This is a genomic window from Mycobacterium sp. (assembly GCF_051006775.1).
In the GTDB taxonomy this organism is placed as follows: domain Bacteria; phylum Actinomycetota; class Actinomycetes; order Mycobacteriales; family Mycobacteriaceae; genus Mycobacterium.
The window spans coordinates 14,985-31,354 of the sequence record NZ_JBPCSX010000166.1; the positions used below are offsets into that span (position 1 = coordinate 14,985).

General features: G+C 68.1%; 12 protein-coding genes. 8 read left to right on the plus strand and 4 right to left on the minus strand.

The genetic code is table 11. The features are described from left to right. Complete coding sequence (locus ACR2JI_RS11880; RefSeq protein WP_526390275.1) at window positions 1–1,302, minus strand: acetyl-CoA C-acetyltransferase; 1,302 nt, start codon at window positions 1,300–1,302, stop codon at window positions 1–3. 22 nt (window positions 1,303–1,324) lie between these two features. Between ACR2JI_RS11880 and ACR2JI_RS11885 the strand changes: the two genes are divergently transcribed. Next, window positions 1,325–2,647, plus strand: coding sequence for a 3-oxoacyl-ACP reductase (locus tag ACR2JI_RS11885; protein WP_526390276.1), 1,323 nt, complete (start codon window positions 1,325–1,327; stop codon window positions 2,645–2,647). 5 nt (window positions 2,648–2,652) lie between these two features. Beyond that, window positions 2,653–3,480, plus strand: a complete 828-nt coding sequence (locus ACR2JI_RS11890; protein WP_526390277.1) for a MaoC/PaaZ C-terminal domain-containing protein — start codon at window positions 2,653–2,655, stop codon at window positions 3,478–3,480. On the opposite strand, the gene ACR2JI_RS11895 is transcribed toward ACR2JI_RS11890, so the two are convergent. Then, on the minus strand, window positions 3,477–4,091 hold the full coding sequence (locus ACR2JI_RS11895) for a TetR/AcrR family transcriptional regulator (protein WP_526390278.1): 615 nt from the start codon (window positions 4,089–4,091) through the stop codon (window positions 3,477–3,479). The two genes, ACR2JI_RS11890 and ACR2JI_RS11895, sit on opposite strands and share 4 nt — an antisense overlap. A gap of 5 nt (window positions 4,092–4,096) precedes the next feature. Further along, window positions 4,097–5,284 (minus strand): glycoside hydrolase family 3 N-terminal domain-containing protein, encoded by a 1,188-nt coding sequence (locus tag ACR2JI_RS11900; protein ID WP_526390279.1) that lies wholly within the window; start codon window positions 5,282–5,284, stop codon window positions 4,097–4,099. 77 nt (window positions 5,285–5,361) lie between these two features. Here ACR2JI_RS11900 and ACR2JI_RS11905 point away from each other — a divergent pair, with 77 nt between their 5' ends. The 4 genes from ACR2JI_RS11905 to ACR2JI_RS11920 are packed head-to-tail and all read left to right on the plus strand — an operon-like array spanning window position 5,362 to window position 12,237. Then, entirely contained in the window at window positions 5,362–5,535 is a 174-nt protein-coding gene (locus tag ACR2JI_RS11905; protein WP_526390280.1) for a DUF2613 family protein, read from the plus strand. 28 nt (window positions 5,536–5,563) lie between these two features. After that, window positions 5,564–9,772, plus strand: a complete 4,209-nt coding sequence (locus ACR2JI_RS11910) for an alpha-(1->3)-arabinofuranosyltransferase domain-containing protein (protein WP_526390286.1) — start codon at window positions 5,564–5,566, stop codon at window positions 9,770–9,772. Then, a complete protein-coding gene (locus tag ACR2JI_RS11915; protein ID WP_526390281.1) occupies window positions 9,769–10,749 on the plus strand; it encodes a phosphotriesterase family protein in 981 nt (326 codons plus the stop codon). Before ACR2JI_RS11910 ends, ACR2JI_RS11915 begins: the two co-directional genes overlap by 4 nt. Then, complete coding sequence (locus ACR2JI_RS11920) at window positions 10,750–12,237, plus strand: AMP-binding protein (protein WP_526390282.1); 1,488 nt, start codon at window positions 10,750–10,752, stop codon at window positions 12,235–12,237. Here ACR2JI_RS11920 and ACR2JI_RS11925 read toward each other — a convergent pair. Further along, a complete protein-coding gene (locus ACR2JI_RS11925; RefSeq protein WP_526390283.1) occupies window positions 12,203–13,396 on the minus strand; it encodes an acyltransferase family protein in 1,194 nt (397 codons plus the stop codon). The genes ACR2JI_RS11920 and ACR2JI_RS11925 overlap by 35 nt on opposite strands. 76 nt (window positions 13,397–13,472) lie before the next feature. On the opposite strand from ACR2JI_RS11925, the gene pgfA reads away from it, so the two are divergent. Both pgfA and ACR2JI_RS11935 read left to right on the plus strand, forming a co-directional pair. Next, window positions 13,473–14,687, plus strand: coding sequence for a cell envelope lipid trafficking protein PgfA (gene pgfA, locus ACR2JI_RS11930; RefSeq protein ID WP_526390287.1), 1,215 nt, complete (start codon window positions 13,473–13,475; stop codon window positions 14,685–14,687). Window positions 14,688–14,730: 43 nt separating this feature from the next. Further along, complete coding sequence (locus tag ACR2JI_RS11935; RefSeq protein WP_526390284.1) at window positions 14,731–16,290, plus strand: MmpA family trehalose lipid delivery protein; 1,560 nt, start codon at window positions 14,731–14,733, stop codon at window positions 16,288–16,290. Window positions 16,291–16,370: the final 80 nt, after the last annotated feature.

Genomic DNA, 16,370 nt, shown 5'->3' on the forward strand with positions numbered 1-16,370 from the left:
TCACGCCTCCAGGATGGCGGTGACGCCTTGGCCTCCGGCCGCGCAGATGGAGATCAATCCGCGCACCGGTTGCCCGGTCCCCGATCCGACCTGAGCCTTCTTCTCGGCGAGTTGCTTGGCGAGTTGGGCGAGGATGCGCCCGCCGGTCGCCGCGAACGGGTGGCCGGCGGCCAGCGATGAGCCGTTGACGTTGAGCAGGGTCCGATCGATGGGCCCTAGAGCGGCGTCCAGGCCGAGCCGTTGTTTGCAGTACTCGTCGGACTCCCAGGCCCGCAGGTGGGCCAGCACCACCGATGCGAACGCCTCATGGATCTCGTAGAAGTCGAAGTCCTGCAGGGTAAGTCCATTGCGGGCCAGTAGCCGCGGCACCGCGTAGGTGGGCGCCATCAGCAGACCGTCGGCACCGTTGACGTAGTCCACCGCGGCGGTCTCGGAGTCGACGAGGTAGGCCAGCGGTGTCAGCGCGTGCCGCTGCGCCCACTGCTCAGACGCCAGCAGGGCCACCGATGCTCCGTCGGTGAGTGGCGTGGAGTTACCCGCGGTCATGGTCGCATCACCTCCCCTGACCCCGAAAACCGGTTTGAGTGTGGCCAGCTTCTCGACACTGGAATCGGCACGAATATTGTTGTCGCGGTACAGCCCCAGGAACGGCGTCACCAAATCGTCGAAGAAACCCCGGTCGTATGCGGCGGTCATGTTGCGATGACTGGCGACGGTGAGTTCGTCCTGATCGACGCGTCTGATACCCATCTGCCGGGCCGTGATCGCGGCGTGATCGCCCATCGACAGGCCGGTGCGTGGCTCGCCGTTGGTGGGAATCTCCACGCCCAGGGCAGCGGGTAACCGGCCGACCAGTTTGAGCCGATCAAGGTTGGAGCGTGACCGGCGCACCGCGAGCAATGCGCGACGCAGGTTGTCGCCCAACCCGATCGGAGCGTCGGAGGTGGTGTCGACACCGCCGGCTGCCGCCGACTCGTAGCGGCCGGCCGCGATACCGTCGGCGGCAGCGATGGCGGCCTGCAGACCTGTACCGCAGGCCTGCTGAAGATCGAATGCCGGGGTGTACGGGGACAGCGGACTGCCCAGGACGCACTCCCGCATGAGGTTGAAATCACGGCTGTGCTTGAGCACCGCACCGCCGATCACCGCATCGAGTTGTTCACCGGCCAGGCCGAAGCGGTCCACCAATCCGGTCAGGGCGGCGGTGAACATGTCCTGATTGGACGCCTCGGCATAGGCGGTGTCGGAGCGGGCGAACGGAATACGGTTTCCCCCGAGGATTGCGACCCTGCGCGTACTCACGTCCCCATACTAAGTTCGTTGTATGGCATCCCCGCTGTTCTCCCTCGCCAGACAATTCGGGCTGCCGGCCCCCGAGACACTGCGCCGCTACCGGGCGGGTGAGCCGGCGTTGGCCGGGTCACTGCTGATCGGCGGTGCGGGCCGGCTCGCCGAGCCGATGCGGGCCGCACTCGCCGGCGACTACGACATCGTCGGCAACAACCTCGGCGGCCGCTGGGCCGACACCTTCGGCGGCCTGGTCTTCGACGCCACCGGAATCACCGACCCTGAAGGGTTGCGTGCACTCCATGAATTCTTCACCCCGGTGCTGCGCAACCTCGGTCCGTGCGCCCGGGTGGTGGTGCTGGGCACCGATCCGGACGCGACGGCGAGCACCGGCGAGCACATCAGCCAGCGCGCCCTGGAAGGGTTCACCCGCTCGCTGGGTAAGGAACTGCGCCGGGGATCCACCGTCGCGCTGGTGTACGTCTCCCCCGCCGCCAAACCCGCCGCCACCGGGTGCGAGTCGACCTTGCGGTTCATCCTGTCCGGCAAGTCGGCCTATGTCGACGGGCAGGTGTTCCGGGTGGGCGCTGCCGATTCGGTCCCGCCCGCGGATTGGGACAGGCCGCTGGCCGGAAAGGTTGGCATCGTCACCGGTGCCGCACGCGGGATCGGCGCCACCATCGCCGAGGTATTCGCCCGCGACGGCGCACGGGTGGTCGCAATCGACATCGAGGACTCTGCGCAGGCCCTCGATCAGACCGCCTCCAGGGTCGGAGGTACCGCACTGCCACTGGACGTCACCGCCGCCGATGCGGTGGAACGGATCCACGCACATCTGGTGGAACATCACGGCGGCCGGGCCGACATCCTGGTCAACAATGCCGGCATCACCCGGGACAAGCTGCTGGCGAACATGGACGACGCCCGATGGGATTCTGTGGTCGCGGTGAATCTGCTTGCCCCGCTGCGGCTTACCGAGGGGCTGGTGGCCAATGGCAGCATCGGCGAGGGCGGCCGGATCATAGGGTTGTCATCGATGGCGGGGATCGCCGGCAACCGCGGCCAGACCAACTACGCCGCTACCAAGGCCGGGATGATCGGCATCACCGAGGCGCTGGCGCCGTCGCTGGGCGCCGCAGGTATCACCATCAACGTGGTGGCCCCCGGTTTCATCGAGACCGCGATGACCGCGGCGATTCCGCTCGCCACCCGAGAAGTCGGCCGCCGGCTCAACTCGCTGTATCAGGGCGGCGCACCCGTCGACGTCGCCGAGACCATCGCCTACTTCGCCAGCCCGGCATCGAACGCAGTGACCGGCAACGTGATCCGGGTGTGCGGCCAGGCAATGCTGGGGGCGTGATGGCGATGAATCCTCTGGTGCGCGCAGCGCTGGGTTCGCTGCCGCTGATACCCCGCGGAGATCGGCTGCCCGAAAAGACGCTGACCGTCGACGATGTCACGATCGACCGAACGAACGTCGCCGCCTACGCCGCGGTCACCGGTCTGCGTTACGGCGACAGTGTGCCACTCACCTATCCGTTCGTACTGACCTATCCGATGGTGATGGAGTTGGTCACCGGTTTCGATTTCCCCTTCGCGGCCGTCGGGGCGGTACACATGGAGAACCGGATCACCCGCTACCGGCCGATCTCGGTCACCGACGTTCTGCGCGTTGCGGTTCATGCCGACAACCTCCGCGAGCACCGCAAGGGTCTACTGGTTGACGTCATCAGCAGGGTGTCGGTCGGCACCGATCCTGCCTGGGATCAGGTGACCACCTTCCTGCATCAGCAACCCACCAGTCTGTCCGGGGAGACCAAGCCGGAACCACCGAAAGCACCGAAGCTTCCGCCACCGGATGCCGTTCTGCGCATCACGGGACGGCAGATCCGCCGCTACGCCTCGATAGGCGCTGACCACAATCCGATCCACACCAGCCTGATCGGGGCCAGACTGTTCGGCTTCCCGCGGCCGATCGCGCACGGGATGTTCAGCGCCGCAGCGGTTCTGACCAACATCGAAGGGCAACTTCCCGACGCTGTCAGCTACACGGTCAAATTCGGAAGACCGATTTTCCTACCTGCGGGCCTCGGCCTCTACGTCGACCGGGTGGAGCAGGGTTGGGACGTCACGTTGCGTGATCTGGCCAAAGGCCACCCGCATCTCACCGGTTCGGTGCGGGCGCTCGTCTAGTTGGTGCGCTGGGCGCGCCCGCCCTTCAGACCGCGCCAGAACAGATTGATCAGCAGTTCGGACGCCTCGTCGACATCGGCATCACCGACGCTGACCCGGGCCGCGACGGCCTCGCCGGCGCCCACCAGGGCGACCGCCATCATGTGAAAGTCGCTGTCCGGCAGCGGTTCCCGGGTGCCGGACTCCAGCAGTCGTGCCACCAGGTCGATGACCTTCTCGCGGCCCTCCCGGACGGTATGGGCGAAGGCCTGCGAACTGGTGGCCTGGGTGTAGAGCACGATCCACGATGCGCGGTTGGCGTCGATGTAGTGCAACACCGATACGATTGTGTGCCGCAGGAGTTCCCGCGGGCTGAGCTTCAGGTCGATGTCAGCGCGTACCGACTCGACGAAGCGACTGAGCTCACGACCCAGGCAGGCGGCGAACAACTCCTCCTTGGAGCCGTAGTACAGGTACAGCATCGGCTTGGAGATCTGCGCCTGCGCGGCGATGACGTCCATTGACGTCTCGTGGTAGCCGTTGACCGAGAACATCTGCACCGCGGCGTCGAGCATCTGCTGCTCACGGACCGCCCGTGGCAACCGCTTGGTGCCACCCGCCCCGCCGGCCATGGCGGCTAGCCGCCGCAGCGCGCGCTGGTGCCCTTGATCCCCGCCAACCGCAGCAGCGAACCCTCCACGGCCGGCATCGCCAACTCGCCACTGCTGACCGCCTTCTCCAGCCGGTCGAGCACGGCTGGCACCTCGTCGGTGGTGATCCACAGCGCCTGGTCGACACCGGCCTGCAGCGACCGCAGCACAGCCTCGGCCACTCCGTAGCGCGACGAGATGGCAGCCATGCTGGACAGGTCGTCGGAGAAGACCGGCCCGTTGAATCCGGGGCCGCCGTAACCGCCGCCGCGCAGCAGATTCACCGCGGCCGCACTCAGACTGGCCGGGGTGTCCCCGGTCAGACCGGGCACCTCGAGGTGACCAATCATCACCGCGACCGGCGCCTCTGTGGTCAGCGTGGCGTACGGGACCAAATCGCTCTTCATCAGTTCCGACAGCGGCGGGGTGGTCACCGCGCCGGCGGTGTGCGAGTCACCGGAGCCGTGGCCGTGTCCGGGGAAGTGCTTGAGCACCGGCAGCACCCCGGCGTCGCGCAGTCCGCGGGCATACGCACCGGCGTAGGCGGTGACGGTGGCCGGGTCGTTCGAGAACGACCTGTCGCCGATGACGGTGTCGGCGCCCTGGTTGGACACGTCGACGACCGGGGCGAAGTCGATGGTGATACCCAGCCCGCGCATCTGCCGGCCACGGGCCAGCGCGATTCCGTACACCTGGTCGGGGGTCTGGGTCTGGGCCAGCACGCGCGCCGACGGCGACGAGCCGATCATCGACGACAGCCGGGACACCCGGCCGCCCTCCTCGTCGACGCTCACCGCCAGCGGCAGCGGTCCCAGGTCGGAGATGCCGGCCAGCGTCCCGTCAGTCAGCATCGACAGGTCGGTCCAACTGCCGATCATGATGCCGCCGACGTGGGAGTTGCTCACCACCGAACGGGCATCGGCGGCGTTGCGCACGCCGACCATCAGTAGCTGGGCGAGCTTGTCGCGGGTGGACAGGGCGGTCAGGTCGCCGCAGAAGGGTTTGGCCGGGGCGGCGGGGGCCTGGATCGGTCCGGCCATCGGGGTCGCCGCGCCACTTTGGGCGGAACTCACCTGGTCTGAGGAACTCGACTGGGTACGGGTCGCGGGCGCCGAGCACCCGGCGATCATCAGGGGAACCGCCGCGCAGGCCGCGATGGTGCGGAAAGTGACCATCCGAACATGCTGTCATGGCCCGCGACAGAGGCCAACCGAGGTCCGGATCCGCGCGGGTCACGTGCTAGGTTCCGAGCATGACTCGATTCGTGGTGCCGGCAGCCGCCAGCATCCTGGTCGGACTGCTACTTGGAGCCGCGTCGGTTTTCGGAGTGACGCTGATGATCCAGCAGGACACCAAGCCGCCGCTGCAGCCCGGCGACCCGGCTTCGTCGGTGCTCAACCGCGTTGAGTACGGCAACCGCGGCTAGCCCGAGCACCCTCACCGCGCAGGACCGGCTGTCCCGTCGCTGGTTGGCCGGAGTATTCGCCGTCGCGCTGGTGCTCTGCTTCGCCCAGCGCCCCGGGGTGATCTCACCGGACACCAAGCTTGATCTGACCATCAACCCGCTGCGCTTTCTGACCCGCGCAGCCACGCTGTGGAACAGCGACCTGCCATTCGGCCAGGCCCAGAACCAGGCATACGGCTATCTGTTCCCGCACGGCGCGTTCTTCCTGATCGGCCACGAACTGGGCATACCGGGGTGGGTGGTCCAACGCCTCTGGTGGGCACTGCTGTTGACCGCCGGCTGCTGGGGGATGCTGCGGGTGGCCGAGGCACTGGGAATCGGCACCCGGCCTTCCCGACTGGTGGGGGCGGCGGCGTTCGCACTGGCGCCCCGGGTGCTGGGCACCCTGGGCTCGCTCTCCTCGGAGACGCTGCCGATGATGCTGGCGCCCTGGGTGTTGTTGCCGGTCGTTCGGGCACTGTCGACGTCTGATCGACCGCCGCGGGTGCTGGCCGCCCGGGCCGGTATCGCGCTGGCGCTGATGGGCGCGGTCAACGCCGTGGCCAGCCTGGCTGCCTGTCTGCCCGCGTTGATCTGGTGGGCCTGCCACCGGCCCGACCGCCGGTGGTGGCGGTTCACCCGATGGTGGGCGCTGACCTCGGTTCTGGCGATCGCCTGGTGGGTGGTCGCACTCCTGCTCCTGGGCCGCGTCAGCCCGCCGTTCCTCGACTTCATCGAGTCATCCGCGGTGACCACGCAGTGGACATCGCTGATCGAGGTGCTGCGCGGGACGTCGGCGTGGACGCCGTTCGTGGCGCCCAACGCCACCGCGGCCTCCTCGCTGGTGACCCAGCCGTCGATGATTCTGGCCACCACGCTGTTCGCCGCTGCCGGGTTGGCCGGCCTGGCCCTGCGGTCGATGCCCGCCCGGGGTCGGCTGGTCACCATGCTCATCGTTGGGTTGGTGCTGCTGACCGCGGGCTACACCGGCGGACTGGGATCGCCGGTGGCCCATCAGGTTCAGGCCTTCCTGGACGCCGCCGGAGCGCCACTGCGCAACGTCCACAAACTCGAACCGGCGGTGCGCATCCCGCTGATACTGGGTGTGACACATCTACTCGGCCGGATTCCCCTGCCCGGCAGCGCCCCCCGCCCGGTATGGGTTCGGGCCTTCGCCCATCCCGAGGACGACAAGCGGATGGCGGCGGCCATCGTGGCGCTGATCGCACTGCTTGTCGCCACATCGCTGGCCTGGACTGGCAGGCTCACCCCGCCGGGGGCATTCCGGGCGATCCCGGACTACTGGAACCAGGCCGCGGATTGGCTCACCGAACACAAGGCTCCCGGACCGACTCCGGGTCGGGTGCTGGTGGTTCCGGGTGCCCCGTTCGCGACCCAGATATGGGGTAACACTCACGATGAACCGCTGCAGGTTCTCGGAGATTTTCCCTGGGGCGTCAGGGATTCCATCCCGCTGACTCCGCCTCAGACCATCCGCGCCCTCGACTCGGTGCAGCGGCTCATAGCGGCCGGTCGACCCTCAGCGGGTCTGGCGGACACCCTGGCTCGGCAGGGCATCGCCTATGTTGTGGTGCGCAACGATCTGGACCCGGAGAACTCCAGATCGGCCCGACCGTTGCTCGTACACCGTGCCATCGACGGATCACCGGGGCTGCAGAAGGTGGCCGAATTCGGCGAGAACGTCGGTCCGGGCACTGTCGACGGGTTCATCAGTGACAGTGGTCTGCGACCCCTGTTCCCGGCGGTCCAGATCTATTCCGTTGCTGCCCAACAGAATCCGGGAGCTCCCTACCTCACTGATCTCAATGCTATGACGCGGGTGGCCGGTGGACCGGAGTCGTTGCTGCGAATCGACGAACGCCGCCGGCTACTCAGGTCAGCACCACTGGGTCCGATGCTGCTGACCTCCGACGCCGCACGCGCAGGGTTATCCACACCACCCGGCCGCGGAGTGATCGTGACCGACACCCCGGTCAACCGGGAAACCGACTACGGCCGCGTCGACGATCACTCGTCGGCCGCCCGCGCCGCCGGTGATCGGCGAACCACCCGCAACCGGGTGCCCGACTACCCGGTTCCGGGCTCCCGCGAGGTGGCGGGCCAGTGGTCCGGAGGGCGGCTGAGCGCATCGAGCTCATCGTCGGATGCCACCACGCTGCCCAACGTGTCACCGTCGAGCAGTCCGCTTGCCGCGGTGGATCGCGATCCCGCAACCGCCTGGGTCTCGAACTCGCTGGAGCCGGCCATCGGTCAATGGCTGCAGGTCGACTTCGACCAGCCGCTCACCAACGCCGCCATCACCATCACCCCGAGCGCAACCGCCGTCGGCGCCCAGGTCCGCCGGCTTCAGATCTCCACCGCCGGCGGTACCACCACACTGACCTTCGACACCCCGGGCAAGCCCCTGACCGTCGCCCTGCCCTACGGGGAGACGCCGTGGGTACGCATCACCGCGGCAGGCACCGATGACGGTTCCTCCGGCGTTCAGTTCGCCATCACCGAACTCGACGTGACCCAGTACGACGCGTCCGGCTACGCCCAGCCGGTCGATCTGCGGCACACCCTCGTCGTGCCGGCGCCACCGTCCGGAACCCCCGTCGCCGCCTGGGATCTCGGTTCGGAACTGCTCGGCCGGGACGGCTGCGCCAACTCTCCTGACGGTGTGCACTGCGCGGCATCGATGTCGGTGGCACCCGAGGAGCCGGTGACGCTGAGTCGCACACTCACCGTCCCGACTGCGATCGACGTCACGCCGACGGTGTGGGTGCGTGCCCGCCAGAGCCCTCGACTGGCCGATCTGATCGCGCCCCCGGGCACCGCCCGCGCGAGCGGGGACGCCGACCTCATCGACATCCAGGGTTCGGCCTACGCCGCCACCGACGGCGATCCCCGAACCGCCTGGACCGCACAGCAGGGCGTGGTGCAGCACCACTCCGGCGCCACCCTGACCGTGACGTTGCCGCAGCCGGCCGAGGTCGCCGCACTGCGTCTGACACCCAGCGCATCGGTGCTGCCCACCCACCCCACGATGGTGGCCGTAGACCTCGGCGACGGCCCGCAGGTACGGGAGCTGGATTCCGGCGACGGATCGCAGACCGTTGGTTTGCACCCACGGATGACCGACACCATCAGACTGAGCATTCTGAATTGGGATGACGTGATCGACCGCACCGCGCTGGGTTTCGATCAGCTCAAACCGCCGGGCCTGGCCGAGGTCGTCGCAATGTCACCGCAGGGCTCCCCGATCGGTGCGGCCGACGCATCGGCCAACCGCTACCGGCCCATCGAGCTGGCCTGCGGTCAGGGACCAGTGGTGGCGGTGTCCGGCCGGTTCGTGCAGACCTCGGTTTCCACCACGGTCGCGGCCCTTCTTGAGGGCAGGCCGATACCGGCCCGGCCGTGCGATCCGGCGCCGCTGGCGCTGCGAACCGGAACCCAGGAACTGCTGATCTCGCCCGGGGCGGCATTCATCGCCGACGGAATTGAGCTCAATGGTCCACTGGCCCAACAGTTGTCAAGTGCACCGATCCTCACCGCCGATATCCGATCCTGGACTTCTGACCGACGGGAGATCGCGGTATCCCGTTCGCCGACCGCCCGAGTTCTGGTGGTGCCGGAAAGCGTCAATCCCGGGTGGGTGGCGCACACCTCCGACGGCGCCGCGTTGACACCGCTGGTGGTCAACGGCTGGCAGCAGGGTTGGGTGGTGCCGGCCGGCCAGCAGGGCGTCGTCACGCTGAGCTTCCCGTCAAACGCAACCTACCGTGGCGGTCTGCTGACCGGCCTGGCCCTGCTGCCGGTGCTGCTGTTGCTCGCACTGCTGCCGGTGCGGCGGCCCGCACGAACCGAGCCTGCGACCCGAACGTGGGCGCCGGGTCTTGCCGCCGCCGCCGGTGTGCTCGCGGCCGGAGTCATGCTGGGCGGTGCCGCCGGCGCGGTGGTGTTCGGCGCAGCGCTGGCGGTGGGCTATCAGCTTCGCGACCAACCCCGATTGCGCGATCGCATGACCCTGGCTGCGGTACCGGCCGGACTGATCCTCGCCGGGGCTCTGCTGGCCCGCTATCCGTGGCGCTCGGTTGACGGCTACATCGGCTTTTCGCCGTGGGTCCAACTTCCCGCTCTGGTGGCCGTCGGCGCCTTGGCCGCCTCGGCGATCACGCCACGGCCACAACATCTTCTCCGTAGGGTCGGGTCATGACCGCTGAAGTGGAGACCGTCCGGGGCGCCATCGGAACCACCGATCTGGGCGTCACATTGATGCACGAACACGTCTTCGTGCTATCCCCGGAGATCATCGCCAACTACCCGGAGGGTTGGGGCGACGAGACAGCCCGCGAGGACGCGGCAGTCGAGAAGTTGAACGCGCTCAAGGCAGCCGGTGTCGACACGATCGTCGATCCGACCGTCATCGGACTGGGCCGCTACATCCCCCGCATCCAGCGGGTGGCGGCCCGGACCGATCTACAGATCGTGGTGGCCACCGGGGTGTACACCTACGGCGACGTTCCGATGTACTTCCACTTCACCGGCCCGGGTACCGCCCTGGGCGGTCCCGAGATGATGACCGATCTGTTCATCCGGGACATCACCGAGGGCATCGCCGGAACCGGCGTCAAAGCGGGGATCCTCAAGTGCGCCACCGACGAGGCGGGCATCACCCCCGGCGTCGACCGGGTGCTGCGCGCGACGGCCGCCGCACATCGCGCCACCGGCGCCCCGATCACCACCCATACCCACGCCCACAGCCGTCGTGGACTGGAGCAGCAGCGCATCTTCGCCGAGGAGGGCGTGGACCTGAGTCGGGTCGTCATCGGCCACTCCGGCGACACCACTGATCTGGACTATCTCGAGGAGCTGATCGCGGCGGGCTCCTATCTCGGCATGGACCGGTTCGGGATCGACAACATTCTGAGTTTCGAGGACCGGGTCGACACGGTGGTGAGGATGTGTCAGCGCGGCCACGCCGACAAGATGGTGCTGGCCCACGACGCGTCCTGCCACATCGACTGGCTGCCGGAGGCTGCCCTGCCCCTGGTGCTGCCGAACTGGCACTATCTGCACATCCACAACGATGTCCTGCCCGCACTGCGGCAGCGCGGGGTCACCGAGGAGCAGATAACCACCATGCTGGTCGACAACCCGGCGGCGATCCTGCACAACCGGGGCGGCTACTAGATGGCGGAGTATCCGGAAGTCCCGGCCATCGGAACCCAGATGAGCCGGCTGGCCGCCGAGAGCCCGCAGACCCCGGCTGTCAGCCACGGTGATCGCACCCTCACCCGCGGCGAACTGGATTCGCTCACCAACCGGCTGGCGCGCGCCTACGCCGGACTCGGTGTGCGACAGGGGGATTACGTCACGATCGCGCTGCCGAACTCCATCGAGTGGGTCGCTGCCACGGTTGCCACCTGGAAGCTCGGCGCGATCCCGCAGCCACTGTCGGCGCGACTGCCTGACCACGAGTACATCGGACTGCTCGAGTTGCGGGAGCGCGCGCTGCTGGTCGGCCGTCCTGATCCGCGCGGCATCGTGCCCTCGGTGCCCGGCGACTTCGATCCCGGCCCGGAGGTCTCCGACGATCCGCTGCCCGAGGCGGTGTCCCCGGCGTTGAAGTCGATGGCATCCGGTGGCAGCACCGGACGGCCCAAGCTGATCGAAGCCGGCACAGACGGGCGCTACCTCGGCGGTGTGGTGGCGGCGATGATGGGCAACCTGCCCACCGACACCCAGTTGATCTCCGTGCCGCTGAGCCATAACACCGGATTCACCTCGGCGACAACGGCATTGGCGACCGGTCAGCACCTCGTCCTGATGAGCAGGTTCGACCCCGAGACGTTCCTGCGGCTGATCGGCGAGCATCGGGTCAACTATCTGGCGACCGTGCCGACCATCATGCAGCGGTTGTTGCCGGTCTACCGCGCGGATCCCGATGCCTACGACCTGTCGTCGGTGCACCGATGGTGGCACCTGGCCGCACCCTGCCCGCCGAATATCAAGGAGGCCTGGATCGAGATCCTGGGTCCCGAAGCGGTGTGGGAGCTCTACGGCGGGACCGAGTTGCAGGCGCTGACATTCATCAGCGGCACCGAATGGCTGACCCACCGCGGCTCGGTCGGGCGGGTGGTCGCCGGTGAGATGAAGGTGCTCGACGACGACGGCGCCGAATGCCCACCCGGTGAGGTCGGCGAGATCTACATGCGACCGCGGCCCGGCAGCCGCCCCACCTACCGCTATATCGGCAGCACCGCCAAGCACCGCGACGGCTGGGACTCACTCGGCGATCTCGGCTGGTTCGACTCCGAGGGTTATCTGTATCTCGCCGACCGGCGGGTGGACATGTTCACCGTGGGCGGCCGCAACGTCTACCCGGCCGAGATCGAGAACGCGTTGGCCGAACATCCCGCGGTGCTGTCCTGCCTGGTGGTCGGCGTACCGCACGATGACCTCGGTCAGGTACCGCACGCATTGGTGCACACGGCCGCCGAGCATGGCCTCGACCCTCAGGGAGTCGCGGCCTTCGTCGCCGAACGACTTGCCGACTACAAGGTGCCGCGCAGCGTGGAGTTCGTGGACACCCCACTGCGCGATGACGCCGGGAAAGCGCGCCGCACGGCCGTCCGTGACGAGGTCATCGCGCGACGGCAGGTTCAGGATCGTCCGTGACCGAGCTGTCCAGCGGCGGTATCGGCACCGGCTCACGGCCTACCGCCTGCCGGTATTCCCAGCGCCGCAACGCATTCCGGCACGGTGACTCGATCAGCGCATAACTGACCGCTGCCATGGCGAAACCGAGCACCGTCGTCAGGATGAACACGACGATCAGGTTGCCGTTGAACATGAACTTGCCCACCATCGGGAAGACCATGACCAACGCGGCCAGGTGCCAGATGAACAGGCCGTAGGACCACCGGCCCAGCGTCACCATCACCGGACTGCCCATGATCGGGTGCGGGGTGTCGGGCCTGTCGAGCACGAACGGCGCCAGTAGGGCGGCGGCCACGACCGCCCCCATCGAGGTGCGCACCACGAACTGGTCCAGGGTCGCCGGCACCAGGTCCTTGGGGCCGGCCAGTGGCGAGGCGGAGATCAGATAGGCGATCAGCGCGATGGCGGTGATCGCGACCCGGTTGCGGGCCAGCTTGTGCGGCCAGCCGATCGGGCTGACGGTCCACTCCGCCAGCAGCATGCCCGCGGCGAACCAGGACGCATACGCCGGCGGCCAGTTGAGGAAGTTCACGAATTGCGGGGTGTGGATCGGCAGCAGACCCCACCCGAAACTGATCACCGCCACCGCGGCGATGACCGGGACCCGGGCCCGCACCGGTAGCCGGTAGGCCAGATACGCCAGGATCGGCAGCGCCAGGTAGAAGCTGACCTCCACCGACAGGCTCCACATCTGGGTGAGCCCCGCGGTCAGGGTCAGCGGGACGTACACCTGGGTCAGGGTCAGGTTGGCCAGCCATACGGTGAGGCTGGAATGGTTGGCCTCAGGCAGCAGTGTCAGGATCACCAGCACTGCGACCAGGTAGCCGGGCAGGATGCGGACCAGCCGGGACCGAAGGTAGTGGCCGGTGGGCGGACGATGCCGCAGGCCACGGGCCGCGGCGGCATGGCCGCGCCAGAGCAGGAATCCCGACAGTGCGAAGAAGACCGCCACGGCCAGATCAAACCGGTGCAGCAAGCGCCCGATCACGCCATTGGAGGTTCCGGTCTGGAAGGCGACGTGGGTCAGCACCACACCCATCGCCGCGCAGGCCCGCATGCCCTCGACCGCAGGCAGGAAGCTTCGCGTCCCGCCGACCTGCTCAAGTCGGGCTGTCATCCCGCCAGCCTAAGCGGGTGCCCGGCTGTTAGGGTCAGACAGGTTTACCGGGGCGAGAGAAGGAGGCGTGGACAGCGTGAATCGCGCAAGCATGTTGCGTCTCGCCGCAGCCGGCGTGATCGGTCTCGGGGCAGCCCTGCTGATCGCGGCGGTCCTGCTGTCCACCTATACCTCGGGCAAGATCCGTAAAATCCCGCTCGATATCGACCAGACCCTCCAGAGCAATGGGACGGGCACCGCTCTGGACCCGGCCTCGCTGTCCGGCGAGAAGTTCATCATCGACACCGATGTCCCGCTGGTTTCCCAGCAGGCGATCACCGTTGAGACCCCGGCCAATGCCCAGGTCGTCACCTTTCAGGTCGGCACCACGGTCCGCCGCACCGACAAGCAGCAGGAGAACGGTCTACTCCTGGCGATGGTCGATACCGTCACCCTCAATCGCAGCACCGCCGAGGCGGCGTCCGACCAGGACCATCCGGGGGGTTCGGTGCAGAGGCCGCGCTCGATCGACGACGAGAAGCCGCCCACCAACGTCGCACTGCCGCACGATGGCCTGTCCTACCGATTCCCGTTCGGCACCGAAAAGATGTCGTATCCGGTCTTCGACCCGATCGCGCAGAGGTCCTTCGATGCCAACTATGACGGCGAGGATGACGTCAATGGGCTGAGCACCTACCGCTTCACCCAGAACGTCGGCTACGACGCGGACGGCAAACTCGTCGAGCCGATCAAGTACGCCTCGCTGTACGACAAGAACGAGGACGGCGAGGTTACCGCGCGGGCCGGGTTGTGGGGCCTGCCGGGTGATCCCTACGAGCCGGTCACGATGACCCGTTTCTACGCCGCGCAGCGCACCTTCTGGGTAGACCCGGTGTCGGGCACCATCGTCAAGGCCCAGGAACACGCCAACCACTACTACGCCCGCGATCCGCTCAAGCCGGAGATGGCCCTGGCCGACTACAAGGTGACTTCCACCGAGCAGACCGTGGAGGACCAGGTCGCGGCCGCCCGCAGCGAGCGGGACCGGGTTGCGCTGTGGTCGCGGATCCTGCCGATCAGCTTCGGCGCGGCGGGCCTGGTGGCCCTGATCGGCGGAGCCCTGTTGGGCACCTTCGCCATTCGCGTCGAGTCAGCCCTGGCCGAGCCGGGCGAGGACGACAGCGATCTGGATCTCGGGTTGTTCGGCAAGGACGAAACGGGGCCGATGCCCGCCGCCTCAGCGCCCACCGAGAAGATCCCCACCCGGCGGGCCCCCACCGATCATCTCGAGCCCCCTGCAGTCGACCGCTAGCCGCTGGGCACTGCCGGGGTACGCGACGGCATTGAGCCTCGCGGTGACCGCTCCCCTGCTGGCGCCGGGATATCTGCTACTTCGCGACGCGGTTTCGACGCCGCGGTCGTATCTGACTGACGCGGCACTGGGAATCGGTGAGTCCGCTCCGCGGGCGGTGCCGCAGGACTTCGCGGTCGCGACACTCTCGGTGGTGCTCGACGGCGGTCTTGTCGTGAAAGCGGTACTGATCGCCGCACTGCTGCTCGCCGGTTGGGGTGCGGGCCGACTGGCGGGGTTGCTGCTGCCGGAGGTCGGTCTACCGGGGCAACTGGTCGCCGCAACGCTGGCGGTGTGGAATCCCTATGTCGCCGAACGACTTCTGCAGGGGCACTGGAGTCTGCTACTGGGTTACGGTGCCCTGCCCTGGGTGACGGCAGTGGTGCTGAGATTGCGCAGTGAACCGTCCAGAGCGGACTGGGCTGCACTGGTGTTCTGGATGGCGCTTGCCGGGCTGACACCGACGGGTCTGATGCTGGCAGCGGTGGTGGCACTGGTGTGTGTGCGGCGACTTCGGTCGGCGGCCGCGGTGCTGGGTATCGCCGTCGCTGCGGCACTGCCGTGGCTGACGGCGTCACTGCTCGGAACCGCGCTGAGCACCTCCCAGTCGGCCGGACTGACTCAGTTCGCCGCCCGCGCCGAGCCCGGACTGGGCACGCTGGGCAGCCTCGCCGGCCTGGGCGGCCTGTGGAACGCCGAAGCCGTACCACCCTCCCGGACAACGGCTTTCGCGGTGCTCGCAACCGTCGTGCTGTTGGCCGTCGTCGCACTCGGCGCAGTTGCGGTTGTCAGGGAGCCCGCGGCTAAGCCGCTACTGATACTGGCTGCCGCCGCAGTGCTGCTGCCCGCCGCGATGGCAACCGGTCCGGGGCTGACGGCACTGCGGGCGATAGTCGATGCCCTGCCCGGTCTGGCGGTGTTGCGTGACGGCCAGAAGTGGGTGGCTCTTGCTATGCCCGGGTACACGGTGGCCGGGGCAGGGGCGGTCCTGACCCTGCAGCGCTGGATCCGCCCCGGTGTCAGCGCGGTGGTCTGTGCGGCTGCGCTGATCGCGGTGCTGCCCGATCTGGCATGGGGCGTCGGCGGACGGATCGCCCCGGTGCACTACCCGGGCGCATGGCCTGTCGTTGCTGCGGCCATCAATGCAGAACCGCGCCCGGTGGTGACACTGCCACCGGACAGCATGCGCCAATTCACCTGGGCCGGGCCGTCGCCCGTCCTCGATCCACTGCCCCGCTGGGTGCGGGCCGAGGTCCTTACCACCGGCGACCTCCTGATCGGCGGCCGGACCGTGTCTGGGGAAGGCGCCCACGCGCGGGAGGTCCAGCGACTGCTGGCATCCAATGCCGGTGACACGACGCTCGCCCGGGCCGGCGTCGGCTGGGTGCTGAACGAGAACAGCATGACGCTGCAGCGGATCGGCGGCGCGACTCCCGGCGCACCGCAGTGGAAACGGACCTCGGTGATCGTTGCCCATCTGGTCTGGGTGGCGATGCTGATCGGCGGTGCGATCGGAATGGCACGGCCCTATTGCCGGAATTTGCGGGTGATGCGGTCGGCGTGATGGAACTGGTTGATCCCGCCGATCAACGGGAGTTGCGGCGGTGGTAGCCACTCGGTGCTGCCGTCGCGTCGTTTTCGGGT

Excerpts from the sequence above, each read along its gene's own strand:
- ACR2JI_RS11885 (WP_526390276.1), top strand. The coding sequence starts at position 1,325 with ATGGCATCCCCGCTGTTCTCCCTCGCCAGACAATTCGGGCTGCCGGCC.
- ACR2JI_RS11890 (WP_526390277.1), top strand. The coding sequence starts at position 2,653 with ATGAATCCTCTGGTGCGCGCAGCGCTGGGTTCGCTGCCGCTGATACCC.
- ACR2JI_RS11895 (WP_526390278.1), bottom strand. The coding sequence starts at position 4,091 with ATGGCCGGCGGGGCGGGTGGCACCAAGCGGTTGCCACGGGCGGTCCGT.
- ACR2JI_RS11900 (WP_526390279.1), bottom strand. The coding sequence starts at position 5,284 with ATGGTCACTTTCCGCACCATCGCGGCCTGCGCGGCGGTTCCCCTGATG.
- ACR2JI_RS11905 (WP_526390280.1), top strand. The coding sequence starts at position 5,362 with ATGACTCGATTCGTGGTGCCGGCAGCCGCCAGCATCCTGGTCGGACTG.
- ACR2JI_RS11915 (WP_526390281.1), top strand. The coding sequence starts at position 9,769 with ATGACCGCTGAAGTGGAGACCGTCCGGGGCGCCATCGGAACCACCGAT.
- ACR2JI_RS11920 (WP_526390282.1), top strand. The coding sequence starts at position 10,750 with ATGGCGGAGTATCCGGAAGTCCCGGCCATCGGAACCCAGATGAGCCGG.
- ACR2JI_RS11925 (WP_526390283.1), bottom strand. The coding sequence starts at position 13,396 with ATGACAGCCCGACTTGAGCAGGTCGGCGGGACGCGAAGCTTCCTGCCT.